This is a genomic window from Rhizobacter sp. Root404 (assembly GCF_001425865.1).
Lineage (GTDB): Bacteria > Pseudomonadota > Gammaproteobacteria > Burkholderiales > Burkholderiaceae_C > LMDS01.
Genome location: NZ_LMDS01000005.1, coordinates 1254394 through 1276119 on the forward strand (window position 1 = coordinate 1254394; position 21726 = coordinate 1276119).

General features: G+C 67.4%; 22 protein-coding genes and 1 tRNA gene. 8 read left to right on the forward strand and 15 right to left on the reverse strand.

Annotation, left to right across the window (positions count from 1 at the left end; genetic code table 11):
• Nucleotides 1-21: 21 nt before the first annotated feature.
• The 8 genes from arsC (at nucleotide 22) to ASC76_RS24900 (ending at nucleotide 7242) form a co-directional block, all read left to right on the forward strand.
• Complete coding sequence (gene arsC, locus ASC76_RS19935) at nucleotides 22-480, forward strand: arsenate reductase (glutaredoxin) (protein ID WP_056470418.1); 459 nt, start codon at nucleotides 22-24, stop codon at nucleotides 478-480.
• Entirely contained in the window at nucleotides 467-1189 is a 723-nt protein-coding gene (arsH, locus tag ASC76_RS19940; protein WP_056470419.1) for an arsenical resistance protein ArsH, read from the forward strand. The genes arsC and arsH overlap by 14 nt, the downstream gene beginning before the upstream one ends.
• 110 nt (nucleotides 1190-1299) lie before the next feature.
• On the forward strand, nucleotides 1300-1785 hold the full coding sequence (locus tag ASC76_RS19945) for a MarR family winged helix-turn-helix transcriptional regulator (RefSeq protein WP_056470422.1): 486 nt from the start codon (nucleotides 1300-1302) through the stop codon (nucleotides 1783-1785).
• Nucleotides 1776-3653 (forward strand): arsenic resistance N-acetyltransferase ArsN2, encoded by a 1878-nt coding sequence (gene arsN2 / locus ASC76_RS19950; RefSeq protein WP_082549308.1) that lies wholly within the window; start codon nucleotides 1776-1778, stop codon nucleotides 3651-3653. The genes ASC76_RS19945 and arsN2 overlap by 10 nt, the downstream gene beginning before the upstream one ends.
• Nucleotide 3654: 1 nt before the next feature.
• Nucleotides 3655-4878 carry an MFS transporter gene (locus ASC76_RS19955; protein WP_056470425.1) on the forward strand — a complete coding sequence of 408 codons (1224 nt, stop codon included), beginning with the start codon at nucleotides 3655-3657 and terminating at the stop codon, nucleotides 4876-4878.
• A 3-nt stretch (nucleotides 4879-4881) separates the two neighbouring features.
• Nucleotides 4882-5424: an arsinothricin resistance N-acetyltransferase ArsN1 family B gene (locus ASC76_RS19960; RefSeq protein ID WP_056470428.1), complete on the forward strand. Its 543-nt coding sequence runs from the start codon at nucleotides 4882-4884 to the stop codon at nucleotides 5422-5424.
• 239 nt (nucleotides 5425-5663) lie between these two features.
• A complete protein-coding gene (gene soxC / locus ASC76_RS19965) occupies nucleotides 5664-6653 on the forward strand; it encodes a sulfite dehydrogenase (protein WP_082549309.1) in 990 nt (329 codons plus the stop codon).
• Complete coding sequence (locus ASC76_RS24900) at nucleotides 6646-7242, forward strand: c-type cytochrome (RefSeq protein ID WP_082549310.1); 597 nt, start codon at nucleotides 6646-6648, stop codon at nucleotides 7240-7242. The genes soxC and ASC76_RS24900 overlap by 8 nt, the downstream gene beginning before the upstream one ends.
• 412 nt (nucleotides 7243-7654) lie before the next feature.
• Here ASC76_RS24900 and ASC76_RS19970 read toward each other — a convergent pair.
• The 15 genes from ASC76_RS19970 to ASC76_RS20040 form a co-directional block, all read right to left on the reverse strand.
• A tRNA-Pro gene (locus tag ASC76_RS19970) sits at nucleotides 7655-7731 on the reverse strand.
• A gap of 20 nt (nucleotides 7732-7751) precedes the next feature.
• Entirely contained in the window at nucleotides 7752-8219 is a 468-nt protein-coding gene (locus ASC76_RS19975; protein WP_056471202.1) for a MerR family transcriptional regulator, read from the reverse strand.
• A gap of 35 nt (nucleotides 8220-8254) precedes the next feature.
• Nucleotides 8255-8629: an integration host factor subunit alpha gene (locus tag ASC76_RS19980; RefSeq protein ID WP_157615927.1), complete on the reverse strand. Its 375-nt coding sequence runs from the start codon at nucleotides 8627-8629 to the stop codon at nucleotides 8255-8257.
• 41 nt (nucleotides 8630-8670) lie between these two features.
• Nucleotides 8671-11103, reverse strand: coding sequence for a phenylalanine--tRNA ligase subunit beta (gene pheT / locus ASC76_RS19985; protein WP_056470434.1), 2433 nt, complete (start codon nucleotides 11101-11103; stop codon nucleotides 8671-8673).
• Between the two features lie 35 nt (nucleotides 11104-11138).
• Nucleotides 11139-12185, reverse strand: coding sequence for a phenylalanine--tRNA ligase subunit alpha (gene pheS, locus ASC76_RS19990; RefSeq protein ID WP_056470437.1), 1047 nt, complete (start codon nucleotides 12183-12185; stop codon nucleotides 11139-11141).
• Nucleotides 12186-12313: 128 nt separating this feature from the next.
• Nucleotides 12314-12670, reverse strand: a complete 357-nt coding sequence (gene rplT / locus ASC76_RS19995; protein WP_056470439.1) for a 50S ribosomal protein L20 — start codon at nucleotides 12668-12670, stop codon at nucleotides 12314-12316.
• 24 nt (nucleotides 12671-12694) lie between these two features.
• Nucleotides 12695-12898 (reverse strand): 50S ribosomal protein L35, encoded by a 204-nt coding sequence (gene rpmI, locus ASC76_RS20000; RefSeq protein WP_056470442.1) that lies wholly within the window; start codon nucleotides 12896-12898, stop codon nucleotides 12695-12697.
• Nucleotides 12899-13019: 121 nt separating this feature from the next.
• Nucleotides 13020-13574, reverse strand: a complete 555-nt coding sequence (gene infC / locus ASC76_RS20005) for a translation initiation factor IF-3 (RefSeq protein ID WP_371262157.1) — start codon at nucleotides 13572-13574, stop codon at nucleotides 13020-13022.
• Nucleotides 13575-13664: 90 nt separating this feature from the next.
• On the reverse strand, nucleotides 13665-15584 hold the full coding sequence (gene thrS / locus ASC76_RS20010) for a threonine--tRNA ligase (RefSeq protein WP_056470449.1): 1920 nt from the start codon (nucleotides 15582-15584) through the stop codon (nucleotides 13665-13667).
• A 171-nt stretch (nucleotides 15585-15755) separates the two neighbouring features.
• Complete coding sequence (locus tag ASC76_RS20015) at nucleotides 15756-16907, reverse strand: HupE/UreJ family protein (protein WP_056470452.1); 1152 nt, start codon at nucleotides 16905-16907, stop codon at nucleotides 15756-15758.
• On the reverse strand, nucleotides 16904-18061 hold the full coding sequence (locus ASC76_RS20020; RefSeq protein ID WP_157615877.1) for a hypothetical protein: 1158 nt from the start codon (nucleotides 18059-18061) through the stop codon (nucleotides 16904-16906). Before ASC76_RS20020 ends, ASC76_RS20015 begins: the two co-directional genes overlap by 4 nt.
• Nucleotides 18062-18116: 55 nt before the next feature.
• Nucleotides 18117-18359 (reverse strand): hypothetical protein, encoded by a 243-nt coding sequence (locus tag ASC76_RS20025; protein WP_157615879.1) that lies wholly within the window; start codon nucleotides 18357-18359, stop codon nucleotides 18117-18119.
• 20 nt (nucleotides 18360-18379) lie between these two features.
• Nucleotides 18380-19948: a DUF4331 domain-containing protein gene (locus tag ASC76_RS20030; RefSeq protein WP_056470459.1), complete on the reverse strand. Its 1569-nt coding sequence runs from the start codon at nucleotides 19946-19948 to the stop codon at nucleotides 18380-18382.
• A 167-nt stretch (nucleotides 19949-20115) separates the two neighbouring features.
• The gene (locus ASC76_RS20035; RefSeq protein ID WP_056470462.1) at nucleotides 20116-20598 is read right to left on the reverse strand and encodes an acyl-CoA thioesterase; all 483 of its coding nucleotides are present in this window, start codon (nucleotides 20596-20598) and stop codon (nucleotides 20116-20118) included.
• Nucleotides 20599-20610: 12 nt separating this feature from the next.
• On the reverse strand, nucleotides 20611-21714 hold the full coding sequence (locus ASC76_RS20040; RefSeq protein WP_056470466.1) for a hypothetical protein: 1104 nt from the start codon (nucleotides 21712-21714) through the stop codon (nucleotides 20611-20613).
• Nucleotides 21715-21726: the final 12 nt, after the last annotated feature.

Sequence of the window (21726 nt, forward strand, 5' to 3'; positions counted from 1 at the left end):
CTCCTCAAACCTCGTCATCCCATGCCCACCGTGAGCGACCCCTCCATCACCATTTATCACAACCCCGATTGCGGTACCTCGCGCAACACGCTGGCGCTGATCCGCAACAGCGGCGTCGAGCCGATCGTCATCGAGTACCTGAAGACGCCGCCAGGCCGCGCGAAACTGGTCGAGCTGATTGCGGCAATGGGCGTTCCGGTGCGCAGCGTGCTGCGCCAGAAAGGCAAGCCCTACGACGAGCTGAAACTTGGCGATCCGAAGTGGACCGACGACCAGCTCATCGACTTCATGGTTCAGCATCCCATCCTGATGAACCGGCCGATCGTCGTCACGCCGCTGGGCATGCGCCTGTGCCGGCCGTCCGAAGCGGTGCTCGACATCCTGCCGTCTCCGCAGCTCGCCCCCTTCTCGAAGGAAGACGGCCAGCCGGTGATCGATGCCGCATTGACCAGAAAGAGCAGCCACCGTGTCGCTCCTTGACCTGAGCCTGCCGAACGTCGACGCGTCGCTGTTCGACTCCCCGACCGGTACGCGCTTGGCGGGCGCCGGCGCATCGACCCATCCGCCGCGTTTCCTGCTGCTCTACGGCTCGTTGCGCGAGCGCTCGTACAGCAAGCTGCTGACGCTCGAAGCGGCGCGCCTGCTGATAGCGATGGGCGGCGAGGTCCGCGTGTTCGACCCCGCCGGTCTGCCGTTACCCGATTCCGCACCTGACACGCATCCGAAGGTGCAGGAGTTGCGCGAAGCTGCCGCCTGGGCCGAAGGCATGGTCTGGACCTCGCCGGAGCGCCACGGCGCGATGACGGGCATCATGAAAGCGCAGATCGACTGGATCCCTCTGAGCATCGGCGCAGTCCGGCCCACGCAGGGGAAGACGCTCGCCGTGATGGAAGTGTCCGGCGGCTCGCAGTCGTTCAATGCCGTCAACCAGCTGCGCGTGCTCGGACGCTGGATGCGCATGATCACGATCCCGAACCAGTCGTCGGTCGCGAAGGCGTTTCTCGAGTTCGACGAAGCCGGGCGCATGAACCCCTCGGCCTACTACGAACGGGTCGTCGACGTGATGGAAGAGCTGATGAAGTTCACGCTGCTGACGCGCGACGTCGCGCCGTACCTGGTCGACCGCTACAGCGAGCGCCGGGAGAGTGCGGACGAGCTGTCCAAGCGGGTCAACCAACGCGCGATCTGAGAGAAAACTGACAAGGGGCATCGCCCCTTTCCTTCCGCCGACTTAGTTGCTATTGACAACGACCAACCGAGTGCCTATCGTGAGCCTACATAGTTGCTATCAACAACCACATGAGTGCAATCCCCGATCAGTCACGCGGCCTGCTGCGCGAAGTCGCCCGCATGTACACGCGGGCTCAGCGCGTGGTCGCCGACTGCTGTCGCACCACCAACACGCAGTGCCACCTGCTCACCGAGCTCGCCCGCACCGGTCCGCTGCCCTTGTCGGAACTCGGCACGCGGGTGTCGCTGGAAAAGAGCTGGGTGTCTCGCGCGGTCGAGGCGATGGTCGAGCGTGGACTGGTGACCAAGGAGCCGAATCCGCTCGACGCAAGGAGCTGGCTCGTCACGCTCACCGACGAAGGCGTACGCACCGTCGATGACCTGAACCAGACGCTCGACGCCCACGCCGAGCAGTTGTTGGGTTCTCTGAGCACGCGCGAACGCGCCGCGGTCGAGAGCTCCCTCTTGTTGCTGATGAAGGCGTTGCGCGAGGACACCGCAGCCAACTGCTGCCTCCCGCCGCCGGAACGGAAGGAAACCAAATCATGCTGCTGAACACGGCCCCCACCCTTCGCCACGCCACGCAGACCGACTGGCCCGCCATCGAGGCGCTGCTCCTGGCGAACAAGTTGCCCACCGATGGCGCGCAGGCGCACCTGAACACCTACCTGCTGGCGATCTCCAACGGCGAGGTCGTCGGCAGCGCCGGCGCCGAGGTCTACGGCCAGATCGCACTGTTGCGCTCCGTTGCGGTAGCGCCCGGCCTGCACAAGCAGGGCATCGGCAAGTTGCTGCTGAACAGTCTGCTGCAGGAGGCACGGCGCCGCGACATCGGCAAGCTGTACCTGCTGACGGTGACGGCGCCCGAATACTTCGCGCAGTTCGGTTTCAAGCGCGGCAAGATCGAGGACGCTCCGCAGGCGCTGAAGGCGTCGGCCGAGTTGCAGGGCGCGTGCCCCGCCTGCGCAGCCTTCATGGCACTCACGCAGCAAGAGACTTCGCGAACCAACGACGCGCTGCCGGTGGCCGTGCTCGGCGCTGGCCCGGTCGGCCTGGCGGCAGCCGCCGAGCTGCTGGAGCGAAACATTCCGTTCGTCGTCCTCGAGGCCGGCATGCATGTCGGTGCGAACCTGGTCGATTACGGGCACGTGCGCCTGTTCTCGCCGTGGCAGTACAACGTCGACGCCGCGATGGCAAGGCGTCTCGCGCGCACCGGCTGGCATGCACCGCCCGCCGCGGAGCTGCCGCTGGCGGGCGAAGTGGCCGAGCGCGTGTTGCAACCCTTCGCTGCACTGCCGGAGGTTGCGCGTGCGCTCCAACTCGACACGAAGGTGGTGTCGGTCAGCCGCGAAGGGTTCGACAAGGTCAAGAGCGCCGGACGCTCCGAGGCGCCGTTCGTCATTCGCGCGATGCAGGGCGACAAGACCGTCGAGCTGCGGGCTCGCGCCGTGATCGACGCCTCGGGCACCTGGGGCTCCCCGAACCCGATCGGTGCCAGCGGATTCCAGGCCATCGGTGAAGCCGAGGCTCAGTCGCAGATCTCCTACGGCATTCCCGACATCCTCGGCAGCGCACGGACTCGTTTCGAAGGCAAGCGCACCCTGGTCGTCGGAGCGGGACACAGCGCGGCGAACGCCTTGCTGTACCTGGCGGAGCTGGCGCGGCAAGCGCCCGAGACACGCCTGCTGTGGTCCGTGCGATCACAGACGTTCACCCGCGTCTTCGGCGGCGGCGAGGCCGACGCCCTGCCTGCGCGTGGTCAACTGGGCTCGTCGCTGAAGGCCCTGCGGGACAGCGGCGCGCTGGAGTTCGTCAGTGGCCTGCGCATCACGGCGATCCAACGGGCCGCGGGCCAATTGACGGTCGTCGGCCTGAACGCCAAGAACGAGACCGTCACCTTGAGCGGCATCGACGAAATCATCTGCGCGACCGGGCAGCGCCCGAACCTGTCGCTGACCGGTGAACTGCGCGTGAAACTCGACCCGTGGCTCGAGTCCACCGAGGCCCTCGGTCCGTTGATCGATCCGAATGTGCACAGCTGCGGCACCGTGCGTCCGCACGGGCACCGCGAGCTCGCGCATCCCGAGCCTGGTCTGTACACGATCGGGGTCAAGAGCTACGGCCGTGCGCCGACCTTCCTGATGGCCACCGGCTTCGAGCAGGCGCGCTCGGTCGTCGCGGCCATCGCCGGCGATCTCGAAGCGGCGGACCGCGTCGAACTGGACCTGCCCGAGACGGGGGTCTGCGGCCTCGGTACCGACGACACGTCTGGCGCCGAGAGCAGTTGCTGTGGCGACGCACCCGTGACGGCCACGCTGGCGGCCGCCGCAACGCCGTCCAAAGGCGGATGCGGTACCACATCCTGCGGCACCAAACCGGTCGTGCCCGTCGTCGCAGCCTCGACAGCGCGCTGCTGCGGCTGACATGGGCGGCCCGCGCCACCTTCCCGTGGTCGTCGCTGCGCTCGGCACGGCGCAGACGCTGGCGTGGGCCTCCACCTACTACCTGCCGGCGATGCTGGCCGTGCCGATGGCCAGGGACCTCGGCGTCTCGACGCCGACGGTCTTCGCCGCCTTCTCGTTGGCGCTCATCGTGTCGGCGCTGCTCAGACCTTATGCTGGACGGGCCATCGACCGTTGGGGTGCGCGGCCGGTGCTCTCCAGCACCAACGGCGTCTTCGCGCTAGGCCTCGCCGCGCTCGCGAACGCGCATGGGCCAGCGGGCCTCTTCGGCGCCTGGGTGATCCTCGGGATCGGAATGGGCAGCGGACTCTACGAAGCCGCGTTCTCTGCCTTGGTGCGGCTCTACGGCCGCGACTCGCGCAACGCCATCACCGGCATCACGCTGATTGCCGGCTTCGCCAGCACCATCGGCTGGCCCTTGTCAAACCTGCTCGAGCATCAGGTCGGCTGGCGCGGCGCCTGTTATGCATGGGCCGCGATGCACCTGCTGATTGGCCTGCCGCTGAACCTGTTGCTGCCCAGAGCAGCAAGTGCAGACCACGCGTCGGACCCGGCACAGGCCACTCCCAGCGACGCGGTGCCACTGACCGGCGCGCGTGCAAAGCGTGCGGGCGTGCTGCTCGCCATGGTGTTCGCAGCCACCTGGTTCATCAGCACCGCGATGGCAGCTCACTTGCCGAGATTGCTTCAAGCGAACGGCGCCACGCTGGCGACCGCCGTCGCCGTGGGTGCCTTGATCGGGCCGGCGCAGGTGGCGGGACGGCTGCTCGAATTTGGCTTCCTGCGGCGGCTTCATCCGCTGCTGTCCGCCCGCCTGGCCGCGCTGATGCACCCCGTCGGCGCATCGCTCCTGCTGTTCATCGGCGCGCCAGCTGCCGCCGTCTTCGCGGTGATGCACGGTGCCGGCAACGGCATCCTGACGATCGCCAACGGCACGCTGCCGCTGGTGCTCTTCGGGACCAAGGGCTACGGTCAACGGCAAGGGATGCTGATGGTTCCGGCGCGGCTGGCGCAGGCGTCCTCGCCCTGGCTGTTCGGGCTGTGTCTTGACCAGTGGGGTGAGGCCGCACTGTGGGTGTCCGGCGCGATCGGCTTGCTGGCCTTCGGCGCGCTGTTCGCGATGCCCCAGCCCTCCGACAAGTCCGCATCCCCCGCGGCTCCCGTCATCCACTCCACTTCGTCTTGAGCCATGAACATTCGAGTCCCCACTCCCGCGGACGCCGATGCCATCGCGGCGATCTACGCGTCCATCGTCGCAAATACCAGCATCTCGTTCGAGCTGACGCCGCCGTCGGTCGACGAGATGCGCAGCCGGATCGTGAAGACGCTGCACGACCTGCCCTGGCTCGTCAGCGAAGATGACCAGGGCTCGGTGGACGGGTACGTCTACGCGAGCAAGCACCGCGAGCGTCCGGCGTACCAATGGTCGGTCGACGTCACCGCGTACGTGCGCGAGGACGCGCGCGGTACGGGCATCGGCAAGAGGCTGTACCGCGCCCTCTTCGACGAGCTGGCCCTGCTCGGCTACTTCCAGGCGTTCGCCGGTATCGCACTGCCCAATGCGGCCAGCGTCGCGCTGCACGAGTCCGTGGGCTTCGAGCCCATCGGCGTCTATCGCAAGGTCGGCTTCAAGCACGGCGCCTGGCACGACGTCGGCTGGTGGCAGCGGGAGCTTCGCGAACCGATCGAGCCCAACGCGCCCACGCGATTTCAGGTGAAGACATCGACATGAAGACCAAGCGAGCGCAACTCGCGTGCACCCGAGGCTGATCCATGCGGCGAAGAAATGTTCTGGCCGGCGCGGCGACACTGCTGAGCATCAATGCGCGAGGCGCTGACGCTGGCCGAGATCTCGGCGGGCCACGCAGTGCCTACGGCGAACGTGCCGCGTCCTAGCGAGGGGCAACCCGCTTCTTCAACCCATCGGCCACGCCGGGGACTGGAGCGAGTCGCGCGCCACTCCAAGATTCGGTGGGCATCATCACTCCCTCCTCGCTTCATTTCGAGCGGCATCACTCCGGCGTGCCGACGATCGACCCTTCGAAGCACCAGTTGCTCGTGCACGGCCTCGTGAAGCACCCTCTCGTCTTCTCGATGGAAGACCTGCGTCGTTTGCCGTCGGTCTCGCGAATCCATTTCGTCGAGTGCGCGGGCAACAGCGGACGAGAACACGCGGGCAATCCCGGCGAGACGGCACAGAAGAGCCATGGTTTGGCGAGCTGCAGCGAGTGGACAGGCGTGCGCCTCGCTGACCTGTTGCGCGCCGCGGGCGTTGATCCCGCCGCGCACTGGCTCATCGCCGAAGGCGCCGACGCGGGTCGTCATTCGCGAAGCATTCCGCTGGACAAGGCCATGGACGATGTTCTGGTCGCCTACGGTCAGAACGGCGAAGCGCTGCGACCAGAACAGGGGTACCCGTTGCGTCTGCTGGTGCCCGGCTGGGAAGGCAACGTCAACGTCAAGTGGTTGCATCGAATTCAACTCTCGACGGGCCCCGCGATGTCGAGAGACGAAGCGGCGAGCTACACCGACTTCATGCCGGACGGACGCGCGTGGCAATTCAGCTTTGAAATGGACGTCAAGTCGGTGATCACGCGGCCCAGCGGTGGCATGCGCTTGTCTCGCGCGGGCCTGCACGAGATCTCGGGGCTGGCATGGTCGGGCCGCGGTCGTGTCTCGCGCGTGGAGGTTTCTTGCGACGGCGGATCGACGTGGCAGCATGCGGCACTGGGTGACTTGGTGTTGCCGAAGGCATTCACCCGATTCACGCTGCCGTGGCGATGGGACGGCAAGGAAGCCTGGATCCTGTCGCGGGCCACGGATGAAAGTGGCGACACGCAGCCCACGCGGGAACGCATCGTGTCCGCCAGAGGACTTCAATCGGGGCCTGATGGATTCAATCATTACAACGGCATCAAGGCGTGGCACGTGAGCCGCGACGGCGTGGTGACCCATGTCTAGTCTCGCGGCGCCGCGGCTGGCAATGATCGCGTTGGCACTCGCCACTGGGTTCGGTGCGGCGGCGAACGATCCCAACAACCTGCTCGATGCTCCCGGCCGACGGGCGAGCCCATCGGAAATCGCAGCCGCCGACATCACTGTCTTTCCGGATGGTTCGGGTCTGCCCACCGGACGCGCAACAGCGCGCGAGGGGCGGCTCGTCTACGGCCAGCACTGCGCGGCGTGCCATGGCGAGAAGGGTCAGGGGAACGACGACTTTCCTGGCCTCGCCGGTGGCGTCGGCAGCCTCAGTGGCGGAACCCCGCTGTTGACCGTCGGCAGCTACTGGCCCTACGCGACGACGCTGTGGGACTACACGCGACGTGCCATGCCGTACCCGCGACCAGGCTCGCTGACACCGCAAGAGGTCTATGCGGTCACTGCGTACGTCCTCTACCTGAACGGCATCGTCGAGGAAGACTTGGTACTCGACCAGAACACTCTTCCAAAGGTACGCATGCCGAACCGTGATGGCTTCGTACCCGATCCGCGTCACAGGCGCTTGATCGTCCTACCCGCGCGAGATCGTCGTTCCAAGTCGGTGCGATGACGCAGCAACCCCAGCTCGGTGCTTGTCCTCGGGTTCCAAGAGAGTCGAGTTTGCAGTGCAGACCCTGACCTTCGAATCTCAACCACAACTCTGCGAGGCAAAACGTGGGCGCGCGCTCGCTTGAGCGCTATACCGGAACGCGACCCAAAGCGTTCGTAGCCTGTAGCGATCCGCCCTCGCTCAACAAAGCTTCGACAGAGCCGCAGAGGAGTCCAACGCACCATCGGGAGTGCGACGCAAGAACACAACAGCGCGACATTTCTTTTCGCATCCTTCGCGAGGACTTCCCGCACCGTCTCAGCGTTCGCCAAGTGCCCGGAATTCTGTTGCCAATTCTGTTGCCAGGGCCCGAATTGGGGCCCGAAAAGAGAAATGGGTTAGCCCCTTGTGAGAGCTAACCCATTGATTTCATTGGTCGGGACGGCGGGATTCGAACTCGCGACCCCTTGCACCCCATGCAAGTGCGCTACCAGGCTGCGCTACGCCCCGATGAAGCCATGATTATAAGGTCAGACCGCGAGCAGCCCGCGGATCGAGATCAACTCCTGGCGCATCTGCGGCAGTGACAGCGCGACGGTCGAGACCTCCGGCTGCGGAATGTCGGGCGGCGCCGCGTCGCCGTCGGACTGCAGCGCCTCGATGACGTCCTCGAGGTCGATCGCATCGGCGCTGACGACGCTGCTGTCGTCGATCAGTTCGGGCTCGGCGATCGCCCGGCCGGAAGGGCCTTCGGTCAACCGGTTACGCGCCCCGCTGATAGTGAAGCCCTGCTCGTACAGCAGGTCGCGAATGCGGCGGATCAGCAGCACCTCATGGTGCTGGTAGTAGCGCCGGTTGCCGCGGCGCTTCATCGGTTTGAGCTGGGTGAACTCCTGCTCCCAGTAGCGCAGCACATACGGCTTCACGCCGCACAGGTCGCTGACCTCACCGATCGTGAAGTAGCGCTTGGCGGGGATGGCTGGGAGCGCTTTCTCCATGAAAATCAACGAGGTTTGGGCAGAAAGCTAAGACTCTACTCGAACTCCTCCTCGGGCGGTATGTCGCCTTGCACGACACCCTTCAGTTTGTGGCTGGCGTGGAAGGTGACCACGTTGCGCGCCTTGATCGGAATCGCTTCGCCGGTGCGCGGATTACGGCCCGGGCGAGGCGCCTTGCGCCGGATGTTGAAGTTGCCGAAGCCGGACATCTTCACGTCCGCCCCGGTCACGAGCGTCGCGTGGATCAGGTCGAAGAAGGCCTCGACCATGTCCTTCGACTCGCGCTTGTTCAGGCCGAGTCGCTCGAACAGCAACTCGGCCAGCTCGGCCTTGGTCAGCGTCGGCGTCTCGAGCGTCGGCAGCGCGACGCGGCTGACCGGGGGCTCGTCGTCGCCGGGATCGTTGATCATGTCGATGCGCTCGTGCGGATCTGCAGCGTTCATCGGCGGCCTCAGGCGCGCAGCCGCACGCCGAGGCGTTGCGTCAGCGTGGACAGGACATCGGCGATCGCCGCGTCGATGCGCTCGTCGGTCAACGTGACCTCGTCGTCCAGCAATTCCAGGCGGACGCTGAGGCTGCGTTCGCCGGCCTTCATCTCGCCACTGGGCGTGGTCGGCTTGTAGACGTCGAACAGGCGGGTCGAGCGGATCAGGCGGGCGCTCTTGGCAGCCCCGATCGCCTGCATCAGCGCGTCGTGCGTGACGAGCTCGCCGGCAATCAGCGACAGGTCGCGCCAGACCGACTGCTGCCGTTGCACCGGCGTCAGGCTGGGCAGCTGGCGCGCCGTCAGCGCCGCGGCGTCGAGTTCGAACAGCATCGGCGCGTGCGGCAGCTCGTAGGCCTGGCGCCACTTCGGGTGCAGCTCGCCGGCATGGCCGATCACCACGTCATCGAGTTCGATGCGGGCGCAGCGGCCCGGGTGCAGCGCCGGGTGCTCGGCCGCGACGAAGCGCGCAATGCGCGGCGCCAGCAGCGCCTCGATGTCGCCCTTCAGGTCGAAGAAGTCGACGCTGCGGTCCTTCGTCCCCCACTGCAGCGCGTCGGCCCCGCCGTAGGCGAGACCGGCGATGCGCAGGGTCTGGCCGACGCCCGCCACGCTGACCGGCCCGTCGACGACGCTCGCATCGCGCCTGAACGTGCGTCCGGCTTCGTACACACGCACCCGCGTCGCCTTGCGCGACAGGTTCAGCCGCAGCACGCCGATCAGGCTGCCCAGCAGGCTGGAGCGCATCACCGCGAGGTGCGCGGCCATCGGGTTGACCAGCTTGATCGGGTCGGCGTTGCCGGCGAGCTCATGCTCCCAGCGCGCGTCCACGAAGCTGAAGTTGATCGTCTCCTGGTAGTCGAGCGCCGCCATTCGGTGGCGCACCGCGTCGAGCCCGCGCTGCGACTCGCTGCGCACCTGCGGCACCAGCGACGCCTGCGGCGGCGCGACCGGCAGGCTCTCGTAACCGATGACCTTGATGACCTCCTCGATGAGGTCCTCCTCGATCTTCAGGTCGAAGCGCCAGCTCGGCGGCGTGACGGTGATCGTCCCCGGTGCGCTCGTGAACGCGAAGCCCAGGCGCTGCATCACGCCTTCGCACTGCGCCTGCGTCACCGGCATGCCGATGATCTTGGCGGCGCGCGCAACGCGCAGCGTGACCGGCTTCGCCTGCGGCAGGTTCAGCACCTGGTCGTCCATTGCGCCGGCCTCGCCGCCGCAGATGTCGAGGATCAGCTGCGTGATGCGCTCGATGTGTTCGACGGTCAGCGCCGGGTCGACGCCGCGCTCGAAGCGATGCCCGGCGTCGGTCGAGAAGTTGAAGCGCCGCGAGCGGCCCATCACCGCCTCGGGCCACCAGAACGCGGCCTCGACATAGACGTTCTTCGTGTCGTCCGACACCGCGGTCGCGTCGCCGCCCATGATGCCGGCGAGCGATTCGACACTCTGCCGTTCCCCCGCCCCGTCGGCAATCACGCCGACCTGCTCGTCGACCGTGATGGTCGACCCGTTCAGCAGCTTCAGCGTCTCGCCGGCGCGGCCCCAGCGGACGACGAGCCTGTCGTGGATCTTGTCGAGGTCGAAGATGTGCGACGGCCGGCCGTACTCGAACATCACGTAGTTCGAGATGTCGACCAGCGCGGTCACCGAGCGCTGGCCACAGCGCGCGAGTCGATCGACCATCCACGCCGGCGTTGTCGCCTTCGTGTTCACGTTGCGGACGATCCGGCCGGAGAAGCGGCCGCACAGATCAGGCGCCTCGACCTTCACCGGGAGCTTGTCGTCGAAGCGCGGCAACACCGGGGGGAAGCTCGGTGTCTTGAGCGGCGCACCGGTCAGCGCGGACAGTTCGCGCGCGACGCCGTAGACACTGAGGCAATGGGCCAGGTTGGGCGTCAGCTTCAGCGTCAGCAGCGTGTCGTCGAGCCGCAGGTGCTCGCGGATGTCCTGGCCGACGACCGCGTCGTCCGAGAGGATCAGCAAGCCGCCGTGATCCTCCGACAGCTTCAGCTCGCGGGCCGAGCACAGCATGCCCTGGCTCTCGACACCGCGCAGCTGCCCGAGCTTGATCGCGAACGGTGCACCGCCCTCCTCTGCCGGCGGCAGCGCCGCGCCGACCAGCGCGCACGGCACCTTGATGCCGGCGCGCACGTTCGGCGCACCGCAGACGATGTTCAGCGTCGTGCCGGTACCGGCATCGACCTGGCAGACGTTCAGCCGATCGGCATTCGGATGGCGCTCGACCGACAGCACCTGGCCGACGACCACGCCGGCGAAAGGCGGCGCGGCCGGGCGTGCCTCCTCGACCTCCATGCCGGCCATCGTCAGCGTGTCGGCCAGTTGTGCGCTGCTGATCGGCGGGTTGCAGAACTCGCGCAGCCAGGACTCGGGAAATTGCATGTCGTTGTCGACTCGTCAGTGTCGGAAGGAACGTGTCAGTTGAACTGCGCCAGGAAGCGCAGGTCGCCTTCGAAGAAGGCGCGCAAGTCGCTGATGCCGTAGCGCAGCATCGCCAGCCGGTCGATGCCGGAGCCGAACGCGAAGCCGACGTAGCGCTCCGGATCGAGCCCCATGTTGCGCACGACATTCGGGTGCACCTGGCCCGAACCCGAGACCTCGAGCCAGCGGCCCTCGAGCGGGCCGCGCTCGAACATGATGTCGATCTCCGCGCTCGGCTCGGTGAACGGGAAGTAGCTCGGGCGGAAGCGCAGCTTCAGCTCGGTGGTCTCGAAGAAGGCCTGGATGAACTCGAGGTACATCACCTTCAGATCCTTGAAGCTGACGTTCTCGCCGATCCACAGGCCCTCGACCTGGTGGAACATCGGCGAGTGGGTGGCATCGCTGTCGACGCGGTAGGTGCGCCCGGGCACGATCACGCGGATGTCGGGCATCGTCGCCTGGCCGGCGTACCGTCTTGCGTGCGCCTGCGCGTAACGCACCTGCATCGGCGAGGTGTGCGGGCGCAGGTTCAGGTACGCGCCGTGGGCGTCCTTGATGTCCACGTAGAACGTGTCCTGCATCGAGCGCGCGGGATGGTTCTCGGGGTTGTTCAGCGCGGTGAAGCTGTACCAGTCGGTCTCGATCTCGGGGCCGTCGGCCACGTCGAAGCCCATCGAGCCGAAGATCGCCTCGATGCGCTCGCGGGCGCGCGAGATCGGGTGCAGCCCGCCGCCGGCGCCGCGCTTGCGGCCGGGCAGGGTCACGTCGAGCGCTTCGCTCTTCAGCTGCGTCTGCAACTCGGCGTCGGCCAGCGCGTCACGGCGCGCGTTCAGCGCCGCCTCGATCTGCTGCTTGGCCGCATTGATCAACGCGCCGCGGGCCTTCTTGTCATCGGGCGACAGGGCCCCGAGCGCCTTGAGCTGCTCGGTGATGCGGCCGGTCTTGCCGAGGTAGCGGGCCTTGGCGTTCTCGAGATCGGCGGGCGCGGTCGCCTGCTCGAAATCGGCTCGCGCTTCTTGCACCAACGGGCTGAGGTCGTTCATCTGGGTTGCTGCTGGCAGGAACAAAAAAGGCCGCACACGAGGTCGGCCTTTGGAAGCTCACCCGGTCGGCATCGCTGCCGGCCGGGCTGGCCGCGAGGTGCAGTGCGCGAGCACTGCACCGTGGCGACTTAAGCGAGCTGGGCCTTCACCTTCTCGACGATGCTGGCAAAAGCGGCCGGATCGTGGATGGCCATGTCCGACAAGACTTTGCGGTCGATCTCGATCGACAGCTTCTTCAGGCCGTTCATGAACTTGCTGTAGGTGACGCCATGGCTGCGGCTGCCGGCATTGATCCGGGCGATCCACAGGTGACGGAAGACGCGCTTCTTGGTCCGGCGGTCACGGTATGCGTACTGCCCGGCACGCATGACTGCTTGCTTGGCAATGCGGAATACATTCTTGCGGCGGCCGCGGTAACCCTTGGCGAGTGCGAGAACTTTCTTGTGACGGGCGCGAGCCGTTACACCACGTTTGACGCGAGGCATGTTGTGTCCTTTCCTTGAAGCGGTTTAGAGGCCAGCGAAGGGCATCATCTGCTTGATGTGCCCCATGTTGGTCTCATGCACGTTGACGGCGCCGCGGAGGTGGCGCTTGTTCTTCGTGGTCTTCTTGGTCAGGATGTGGCGCTTGAACGCCTGGCCCCGCTTGACGGTGCCGCCTGGACGAACGCGAAACCGCTTGGCGGCGCTTTTCTTGGTCTTCATTTTGGGCATGTGATGCTCCTTCTTGGTTGCTCCTGCATGGCGCCGGCAAAGCTCTTGCCGTCTTGTAGGCCATGAGGGGCTTCTGACAACACGCTGGCGACCAGACCAGCGCACTGCATCTCGGTAACTCTTACTTCCGCTTCGGCGCCAGCACCATGATCATCTGGCGCCCTTCGAGCTTGGGCATGTGCTCGACCACCGACACATCGGCCAGCTCGTCGCGGATGCGCTCCAGCAGCCGCATGCCGATGTCCTGGTGGGTAATCTCACGCCCGCGGTAGCGCAGCGTGACCTTGCCCTTGTCGCCGTCCTCCTCGATGAAGCGGCGCAGGTTGCGCATCTTGATCGCGTAGTCGCCTTCGTCGGTGCCGGGCCGGAACTTCACTTCCTTGACCTCGACCACCTTCTGCTTGCTCTTGGCCTCGGCCGCCTTCTTCTGCTCCTGGTACTTGAACTTGCCGTAGTCCATCAGGCGGCACACCGGCGGATCGGCCTGGGCGACGATCTCGACCAGATCGACGTCCGCCTCACCTGCCAGGCGCAAGGCCTCGGTGATGCTCACGATGCCCAGCGGTTCGTTCTCGGGTCCGTTCAGCCGGACTTCGGGCGCCATGATCTCGCGGTTGAGGCGGTGCTTGCGCTCTGCGTTCGGAGTACGGCGGTCAGCAAAAGTAGCGATGGTCAAAACCCTTCAATAGGCTCCAAGGCAGCGGAGCCCGACAAATACCCATGTGCGGCCGGTCTTCAGGCTTGCAACGCCACCGGAGTGGCGCCTTCAAGTCTTCTGGGCGATGTCAGCGGCGATCTTCTGTGCGAAGTCGGCCAGTGGCATCACACCGAGGTCCTGGTTGCCCCGGGCGCGCACCGCAACGGCTCCGTTTGCCTTCTCCTTGTCACCCACGACGAGGATGTACGGAACCTTTTGCAAGGAATGCTCGCGGATTTTATAGGTTATTTTCTCGTTGCGCAAATCGGACACCACCCTAAGTCCTTGTTTTTGCAGCGTTTTGACCACTTCGCGGGCGTAGTCGGACTGGTGGTCGGTGATGTTGAGCACGCTCACCTGCACCGGCGCCAGCCAGGCCGGCAGCGCGCCGGCGTGGTGTTCGATCAGCATCCCGATGAAGCGCTCGAAGCTGCCGACGATCGCCCGGTGCAACATCACCGGGTGGGCGCGGCCGCTGGACTCGGTCACGTACTCGCCGCCCAGGCGCTCGGCGGTGTTGAAGTCGACCTGCATCGTGCCGCATTGCCATTGCCGGCCGAGCGCGTCCTTCAGCGTGTACTCGATCTTCGGGCCGTAGAACGCCCCGTCGCCCGGCGCGACGATGAACTCGACGCCCGAACGGCGCAGCGATTCCATCACCGCGTGCTCGGCCTTGTCCCAGAGTTCGTCCGAGCCGACCCGGTGCTCGGGCCGTGTGGCGACCTTGTAGATGATCTCGCCGAAGCCGAAGTCCTTGTAGACCGCCTGCAGCTGCGCCGTGTAGGCCACGCACTCCTCGAGGATGTGGTCCTCGGTGCAGAAGATGTGGCCGTCGTCCTGCGTGAAGCCGCGCACCCGCATGATCCCGTGCATCGAGCCGCTGGGCTCGTTGCGGTGGCACTGGCCGAACTCGCCGTAGCGGATCGGCAGCTCGCGGTAGCTGCGCATCTGCGACTTGAAGATCAGCACGTGGCCCGGGCAGTTCATCGGCTTCAGCGCGTACTCGCGTTTCTCCGACTCGGTCGTGAACATGTTGTCGCGGTAGTTCTCCCAGTGGCCGGTCTTCTCCCACAGCCCCTTGTCGAGGATCTGCGGGCCCTTGACCTCCTGATAGCCGCAGTCCTTGTAGACCTGACGCATGTACTGCTCGACCTGCTGCCACAGCGCCCAGCCCTTCGGGTGCCAGAACACCAGGCCCGGTGCGAACTCGTCGATGTGGAACAGGTCGAGCTCGCGGCCGAGCTTGCGGTGGTCGCGCTTCTCGGCCTCCTCGAGCATGTGCAGATGCTGCTGCAGCTCGTCCTTCGTGGCCCACGCGGTGCCGTAGATGCGCTGCAGCATCTCGTTGCGGTGGTCGCCGCGCCAGTAGGCGCCGGCCACCTTCATCAGCTTGAAGTGCTTCAGCTTGCCGGTGCTCGGCACGTGCGGGCCGCGGCACAGGTCCTCGAACGCGCCTTCGCGGTACAGCGAGACGTCTTCGCCGGCCGGGATGCTCGAGATGATCTCGGCCTTGTAGTGCTCGCCGATTCCCTTGAAGTACGCCACCGCCTCGTCGCGCGGCAGCACGCGGCGCTCGACCTTTTCATCCTTGCGCGCGAGCTCGGTCATCTTGGCTTCGATCGCGACCAGGTCTTCCGGCGTGAACGGGCGCTTGTACGAGAAGTCGTAGAAGAAGCCGTTCTCGATCACCGGGCCGATCGTGACCTGCGCGTCCGGGAACAGCTCCTTGACCGCGTAGGCCAGCAGGTGCGCCGTCGAGTGCCGGATCACGTCCAGGCCGGCCGGGTCCTTCTCGGTGACGATCGCGAGCGGCGAGTCGTGCTCGATCAAATAGCTCGTGTCGACGACCTTCGCGTCGGCCCCCTGCCCGACGCGGCCGGCGAGCGCCGCCTTGGCCAGGCCGGTGCCGATCGACGCGGCCACTTCGGCCACCGTCACCGGGCCGGGGTACTCACGCTTCGAGCCGTCGGGCAATTGGATGGCGATCATCTTGAAACTCCAGAAAAGCAAAAGGCGCGGACTGAGCCGCGCCTTGTCGAGAAAGGGAATGGAAATGCAGGTCGAGACGCGCGGCCGACTAGACCTTCGTGGAGAAGGTGGTAGTTCGCGGTGTCATAACCATCATTGCCTTTCTCGTCCTTGTGTGTTGAGTGCGCGATTCTACATCGGCAGGATCGACACATTCGCCGTGCGCTCGATCAGCCACAGCAGCCCGATCACCAGCGCGGCGAACGAGCCGCCGCGGATCACCAGCGGCCGGTAGCGCGGCCACTGGCGCAACGCGAACAGCAGCGCGGTGACGCCGACGACGATCATCAGCTGCCCGAGTTCGAGGCCCACGTTGAACTGCAGCAGCGCCCACGCGAAATCCGCCGTCGGCAGGTTCAGCTCGGCCAGCACGCCGGCGAAGCCGAAGCCATGGATCAGGCCGAACAGGAAGGTCACGACGACGCGCCGCACCGGGAAGATCGGCCAGACGTTGTCCAGTGCCGCGAGGATGATCGTCACCGCGATCGCCGGCTCGATGATCGCCGATGGCAGCGAGACGATCTTCAGCGCCGCCAGCCCCAGCGTGATCGAGTGCGCGACCGTGAATGCCGAGACGATGCCGACCACCGGCCAGATCGCCTCCGACAGCTTGCCGACCGGCTGCCAGCCCTGCGGGCTGCGACGCATCACCGACGGCAGCAGCAGGCACAGCAGGAACAGCACGTGGTCGTAGCCGGTCAGGATGTGGTGCACGCCTTCGCGCAGGAAGCCCCATGGGCCCGCGTTCGCGGCCGATGCGGGCTGATCGGCCGCCGCGGTCGTCGCGGTGCCCGCCTGCAGCGTGACGCCGCGCGACGGGTCGAGCAGCGCCAGCGCGAGCGGCTGCCCGGCCATCTGGATGCGGGCGATGCCGCGATGCGTCGGATCGACCTCGCGGAACAGCGTATAGCCGATGGCCGGTTGCGCCGTCAGCACGCAGTCGGCGCTCAGCAGCAGCACCGCGTAGGCGCCATCGTTGCGCCGCTCCAGCGCCTGGCCGGTCGGCCGCAGCGCGCAGCCGGCCAGCGTCAGGCGCGGCAGCGCGTAGGCCTCGATGCGCGGCCACGCGGTCTTGACTTCGCCCCAGGTCAGCCGGCCGTCGTCGTCGGCATCGAGCACGAGCGCCACGTCCAGGTCGCGCAGCGCGATGTCCCAGCGCACCTTGGTCGCCGCCGGGCCTGCGTCGATCTGCAGGTACGAATCGCTCGACTTGTGCGCCTGCGCCGGCAGCGCGAGCCCGAGCAGTGCCGCGCAGACCAGCAGCAGGCGCAACAGCGCGCTCATCGCAGCGCCTTGATGCGCGCGTCGACCAGGCCGATGTCGGCGGCGAGCTTCTGCGCCGCATCGATCGCCTCGGATCGGCCGCTGGCGCGCGCGGCCTGCGCCAGCACGACCAGGTCGAGCGGCTCGCGCTGCTGCGCCACGTTGCCTCGCGCGAGTTCGAGGGCGCGCGCGGCGTCGCCGTCGACCTGCAGCGCGAACATCGCCTGCTCGCGGCCGTGGAACACCTTGGCGTCGGGGCGCTCGTTGGCCAGGGCGATGCGCTCGCGCATCTCCGCGGCATCGGCGGCGGCGCCGGGCGCCCGCGCCTGGGTCCCGGCGATCGCGAGCCGCAGCAGCACGGCGTCGCTGCGGGCCTGCCCTTTCAGCAGCGCGAGCGCCTGCGCCGGACGCTTCTGTTCGATCAGGAAGTCGGCGTAGTCCAGCGTCGTGTACGGATCGGCATCGAGCGCCAGGGCGGCGCGGAACGCGGCCTCGGCTGCCGCCGGGCGGCCCGCGCGCTGCTCCAGTTCCGCCAGGCTCGTGGTCAGCCAGGCTCGGGTCGTGGCGGGTTGGCGCGCGTCGGCCAGCAGCGCCGCGAACATCGCGCGCGCACGCGTCTGGTCGCCCCGCAAGGCCGCGTTCTCGGCGATGCAGGCGTTGCCGTGCACGGCCGCACCGGCACGCAGCACTTCGGCGCACGCGGCATCGGATTCGGCATACCGCCCCTGCACCCGGCGCACCGTCGCGAGCGTGAGCCAGGCCTGCGGGCGCGGCGCACCGCCGCGGGCGATCAGTGTCGTCAGCGTGCCGACGGACGCGTCGAAGTCATGCAGGTATTGCTGCAGGGTCGCTCGCATCATCAGCACGTCGTCCGGCGTCGATGCGGCGTCGCGCCAGCCATCGATCGCGGCCATCGCCATGCCGGCGAAGCGCGGGTCGCCCTGTTCGTGGGCCTGGTCCAGATAGGCCTTCGCCGCGGCCAGCGCGAGGGCCGGGTCGTTCGGCCGCTGCGCCAGTTGCTGTCGCACGCGCCGGGCCTCGGCTCGGCCGCCCGGCAACGCGGGCAGGACCTCGATCACCTCGTCGTCACGGCTGGGCGTGATCGGCGCGGCGGTGGCGTCGTGCATGAGCGCACCGAGCAGCGCGGCGCACAACAGGATTCGGAGGATTGGCATCGGGCCAAGAATAAGGGAGGGCGGCACGCGATGCGCGCCGCCCTCCTCGCCTACGTCACTCGACGGCGACTGGCTCACCGGTGTCGTCGGCCGGCGGCGTGACATTGCTGACGTCGACCGGCTCGAGCTCGTCCGCCGACGACGCGACCAGCGCCTTCACGTAGCTCATGAAGCCGGCGCTCGACTCGCTCGCGCTGGCCGGCACGGCCTCGGTCACCGGCGGGGTGTCGTCACCACCACCGCAGCCCGCGAGGGCCGCGCCGGCGACCAGCGCCAGGATCATCCATGACTTGTTCATGTCGTGCTCCTTGCGTGGCATCACTGCGCGCCCGGCACCGGCGTGCCGATGTACGGGAAGGTCGGCAGCAGCGGACCCGCGGCCTTGACCTTCGCGCCGGCCTGGTCGACCCCGTCGTGCAGGCCGTACGCAGCGGCGCCGAGCGGCACGGCCGAGGGCTTGCAGGTCGCGCCGAGCTTGAACGCGTCCGAGTCGCCGTTGGCCACGCACAGCCCGCCCATCACCGCGATCAGCGAGATGTCGACCACGTCGTCGTTCGGACGGCGCCCGTTCGGGTAGCCGGCCAGGTCCTGCGGCGCCGGGCCGAGCAGCCCGCCGAGCAGGCCGAGGCGGTTCTGGTTGGCGTAGGCGGTCGGGGCGATCGCGGTGTTCAGGCGCAGCATCTCCGACGCCGTCACCGTCGCGGGCTGGTTCACGCCCTTGATGCCGGTCAGGAAGGTCGTGACCAGGTCGGTACGCGGGAAGTTGGTCGGCGCGATGTTCGGCGTCGCCAGCGCGATCTCGAGCAGCGCGGGCAGCGTCGGGTTGGTCACGTAGTTCGCGAACTGGGCGTCGTCCTTCGGCTTCGAGGCGTTGAACTTGTCCTTGTCCGGCAGGCCGATCACCACTTCGTTGACCAGCGGCATGCCCAGGCGCGAGACCTGCGTCCACGCGCCGCCGCCGACCTGCGCGGTGCCGTAGCCGCTCTTCGGCGCACCGTTCATCAGGTGGCCCTGGCGCACGCTGGCCGTCGTCCACGCGCCGATCACCGGATCGGAGCCGGCCGTCAGGCAGCTGGTCGGCACCTCGACCGCGAGCGACGTGACGTTCTTGTACTTCAGCGAGTCCTCGCCCGCGTCGCGGTTGTTGTTGTCGAGCAGGAAGGCCGCGCTCGGCACGTTCACCAGGTCGAAGATCGCGCCCAGGTTCACGGCGAACGGGTCCTTGCGCTGGCCGACGAAGACCTTGCCCGGCGTCGCGCAGCCCGGGATGTTGACGCTGTAGATGTGCTTGGCCGCATAGGCGGCGTAGTTCGGGATCGTCTTGGTGCCGATGTTGTCCGACGGCTTGTCGAACGTCGCGCTGCCGCCGGTCACGTTGGTGACTGCGCTCTTGGTGCCGCCGCGGCGGTCGCCGCGCACCACGTTGACGGTGAAGCTCTCGTTGACGTTCAGGGTCGCGGCGTTCGGGTCGGTCACGCCCCCGAACTGGGTCAGCGGGATCGCGACATCCTTGCCGCCCACCGACAGGGTCTTGCCCTTCAGCGTGTTCTTGAACTGGAACTGGAAGCTGATGTCTTCCTTGCCGTCGCCGTTGTTGTCGACGTGGATCTCGTACATCGCGTTCGGGTCGAGCTTGAAGTAGTTCGGGCCGCCGTACGCGTCCTGCAGCGGCAGGTAGTTGGCGATCAGCGTGACGAAGCCGGTGCGGCCCGGCTCGTAGCTGTTGAACATGTAGAAGTCGGTGGCATCGACCTTCGGCATCGCGGTGATCGACGGCGCCTCGCGGTGGCTCGAGGCTTGCGCCGGCAGCGACGCCATGCCGTAGGCGGTGGCGAGGGCCGCGAGCAGCGGCAGCAGGCGGGGATGGCCCGTTCGTTGAGCAGTCATGTCGTCTTCCTTTGATTGAAGTGTTGGGCACGGCCCGCCGGGCGTGTGCCCGGCTGCGGTCGACTTGTCTCGACGCGCATGGCACTCGGCCCGTCGCGTCTGCAGCCCCTTACGCCAGCCCTCCCGGACTGGATGCAATGCAAAGGAAGATTTCGGTGCGCGCCGGCTCAGCCGGGCGCGGCGGCGGCCTTCATCCGCTGCGCGAACTCCTGGCGCAGCTCGCGTCGCGTGCGCGCGGCCGCGTCGCGGCGGCGCTGATCGGCGGTCAGCAGGGCCAGCGGCGGCACCGCCACCGGCTTGCGGTCCTCGCCCATCGCCACCATCGTGAAGAAGCAGCTGTTCGCGTGCCGCACCGTCTGGCTGACGATGTTCTCGGTGACGACCTTGATGCCGATCTCCATCGAGGTGTTGCCGGTCGCGTTGACGCTGGCGAGGAAGGTCACCAGCTCACCGACGTGGATCGGCTCGCGGAACATCACCTGGTCGACCGACAGTGTCACAACGTAACGGCCTGCGTAGCGGCTGGCGCAGGCGTAGGCCACCTGGTCGAGCAGCTTCAGCACGGTGCCGCCGTGCACGTTGCCGCTGAAATTCGCCATGTCGGGCGTCATCAGCACGGTCATCGTCAGTTCGTGTTTTGGCAGGTTCATCGATCGCTCCCTTCAGGCCAGCGGTTGCGCAGCAAGACCCGGGCCGCCCCGCGCCCAGTCGGCGAACTCGTCGCGCAGCCGCGCGCTCTCGGCGACCGCGCGTGTCCACGCCCTGACGCGGCCGGCGGTGTCCTCGCCGAACAGCTTGAAGTCGGCGCGGTCGGGCAGCTTGCCGTTCGGCAGCGTCGCGATCCACGCCGGGTTCGGCGACAGCACGATCACGTTCGACAGCTGCGCGGTCGCGCGGTGCCGGTGCTTCAGGAACTTGTCCAGCCAGCCGGGAATCACGCTCTGCTGGAAATGCGGGTACAGCACCAGCGCCGGTTCGTCGGGCGACGCATCGGCCATCGACGCGTAGTTCAGGTGCAGGTGGTAGTCCGTGATCCCGCCATCCTGGTACGCCCCCGGCGGCGCGCCCGGGATGTTGTGCACCGGATCCAGCCAGTACGGGATCGAGCAGCTCGCGAGGATGCTGGGCGCGAGGTTCTCGGCCGACAGCCGCGCGGTGTGCGTGCGGTAGTCCTGCAGCTGGATCGGCAACGGGTCGCGCGGGTCGGAGAAGATGACCCGTTCCCACCAGCCGCCCATCGCGCGGCGGCTGAACGCGTTGGCGGCGAAGGCGCTCGCGTAACTCAGCGGCGTGCTCACCGACGACAGGGCCCGACCGTGCCGCCGAATCAGGTGCCGGCCGCGGCTGGTGAACACATGCAGACGCAGGCGCCGGTTGCCCAGCAACTCGGGGACGCGGTGGCCGAAGCGCGCGGCCAGGTTGGCGCCGAACACCTCGGACACGTGGCGCGGCGTCGGCAGCTTGCCGGGCGCGTGCTCGTAGTCCTGGTGGATGTAGTCGTGCGCCATCTGGGCGAGCGCGGTTGCCGGGTCGTCGAGGCAGGCCGCGGCCATGCGCCAGGCGCCGATCGAGGCGCCGAGCAGGTGGATCGTCTGCGTCGCCGCCGCGAGCCATTCGCCGAACAGGTACTGGTCGAGCGGATTGAGTGCCAGGCCCTTCGGACCCCCCGCCGCGGCAGGGATCGCGCGCACGTGGCGCGGCTGCAGGCCGTGCTCGCGCAGCGCCTTCAGCGCGCGCGGGCCGGCATGGACACACAGGGCTCTCATGTCGTCACTGTA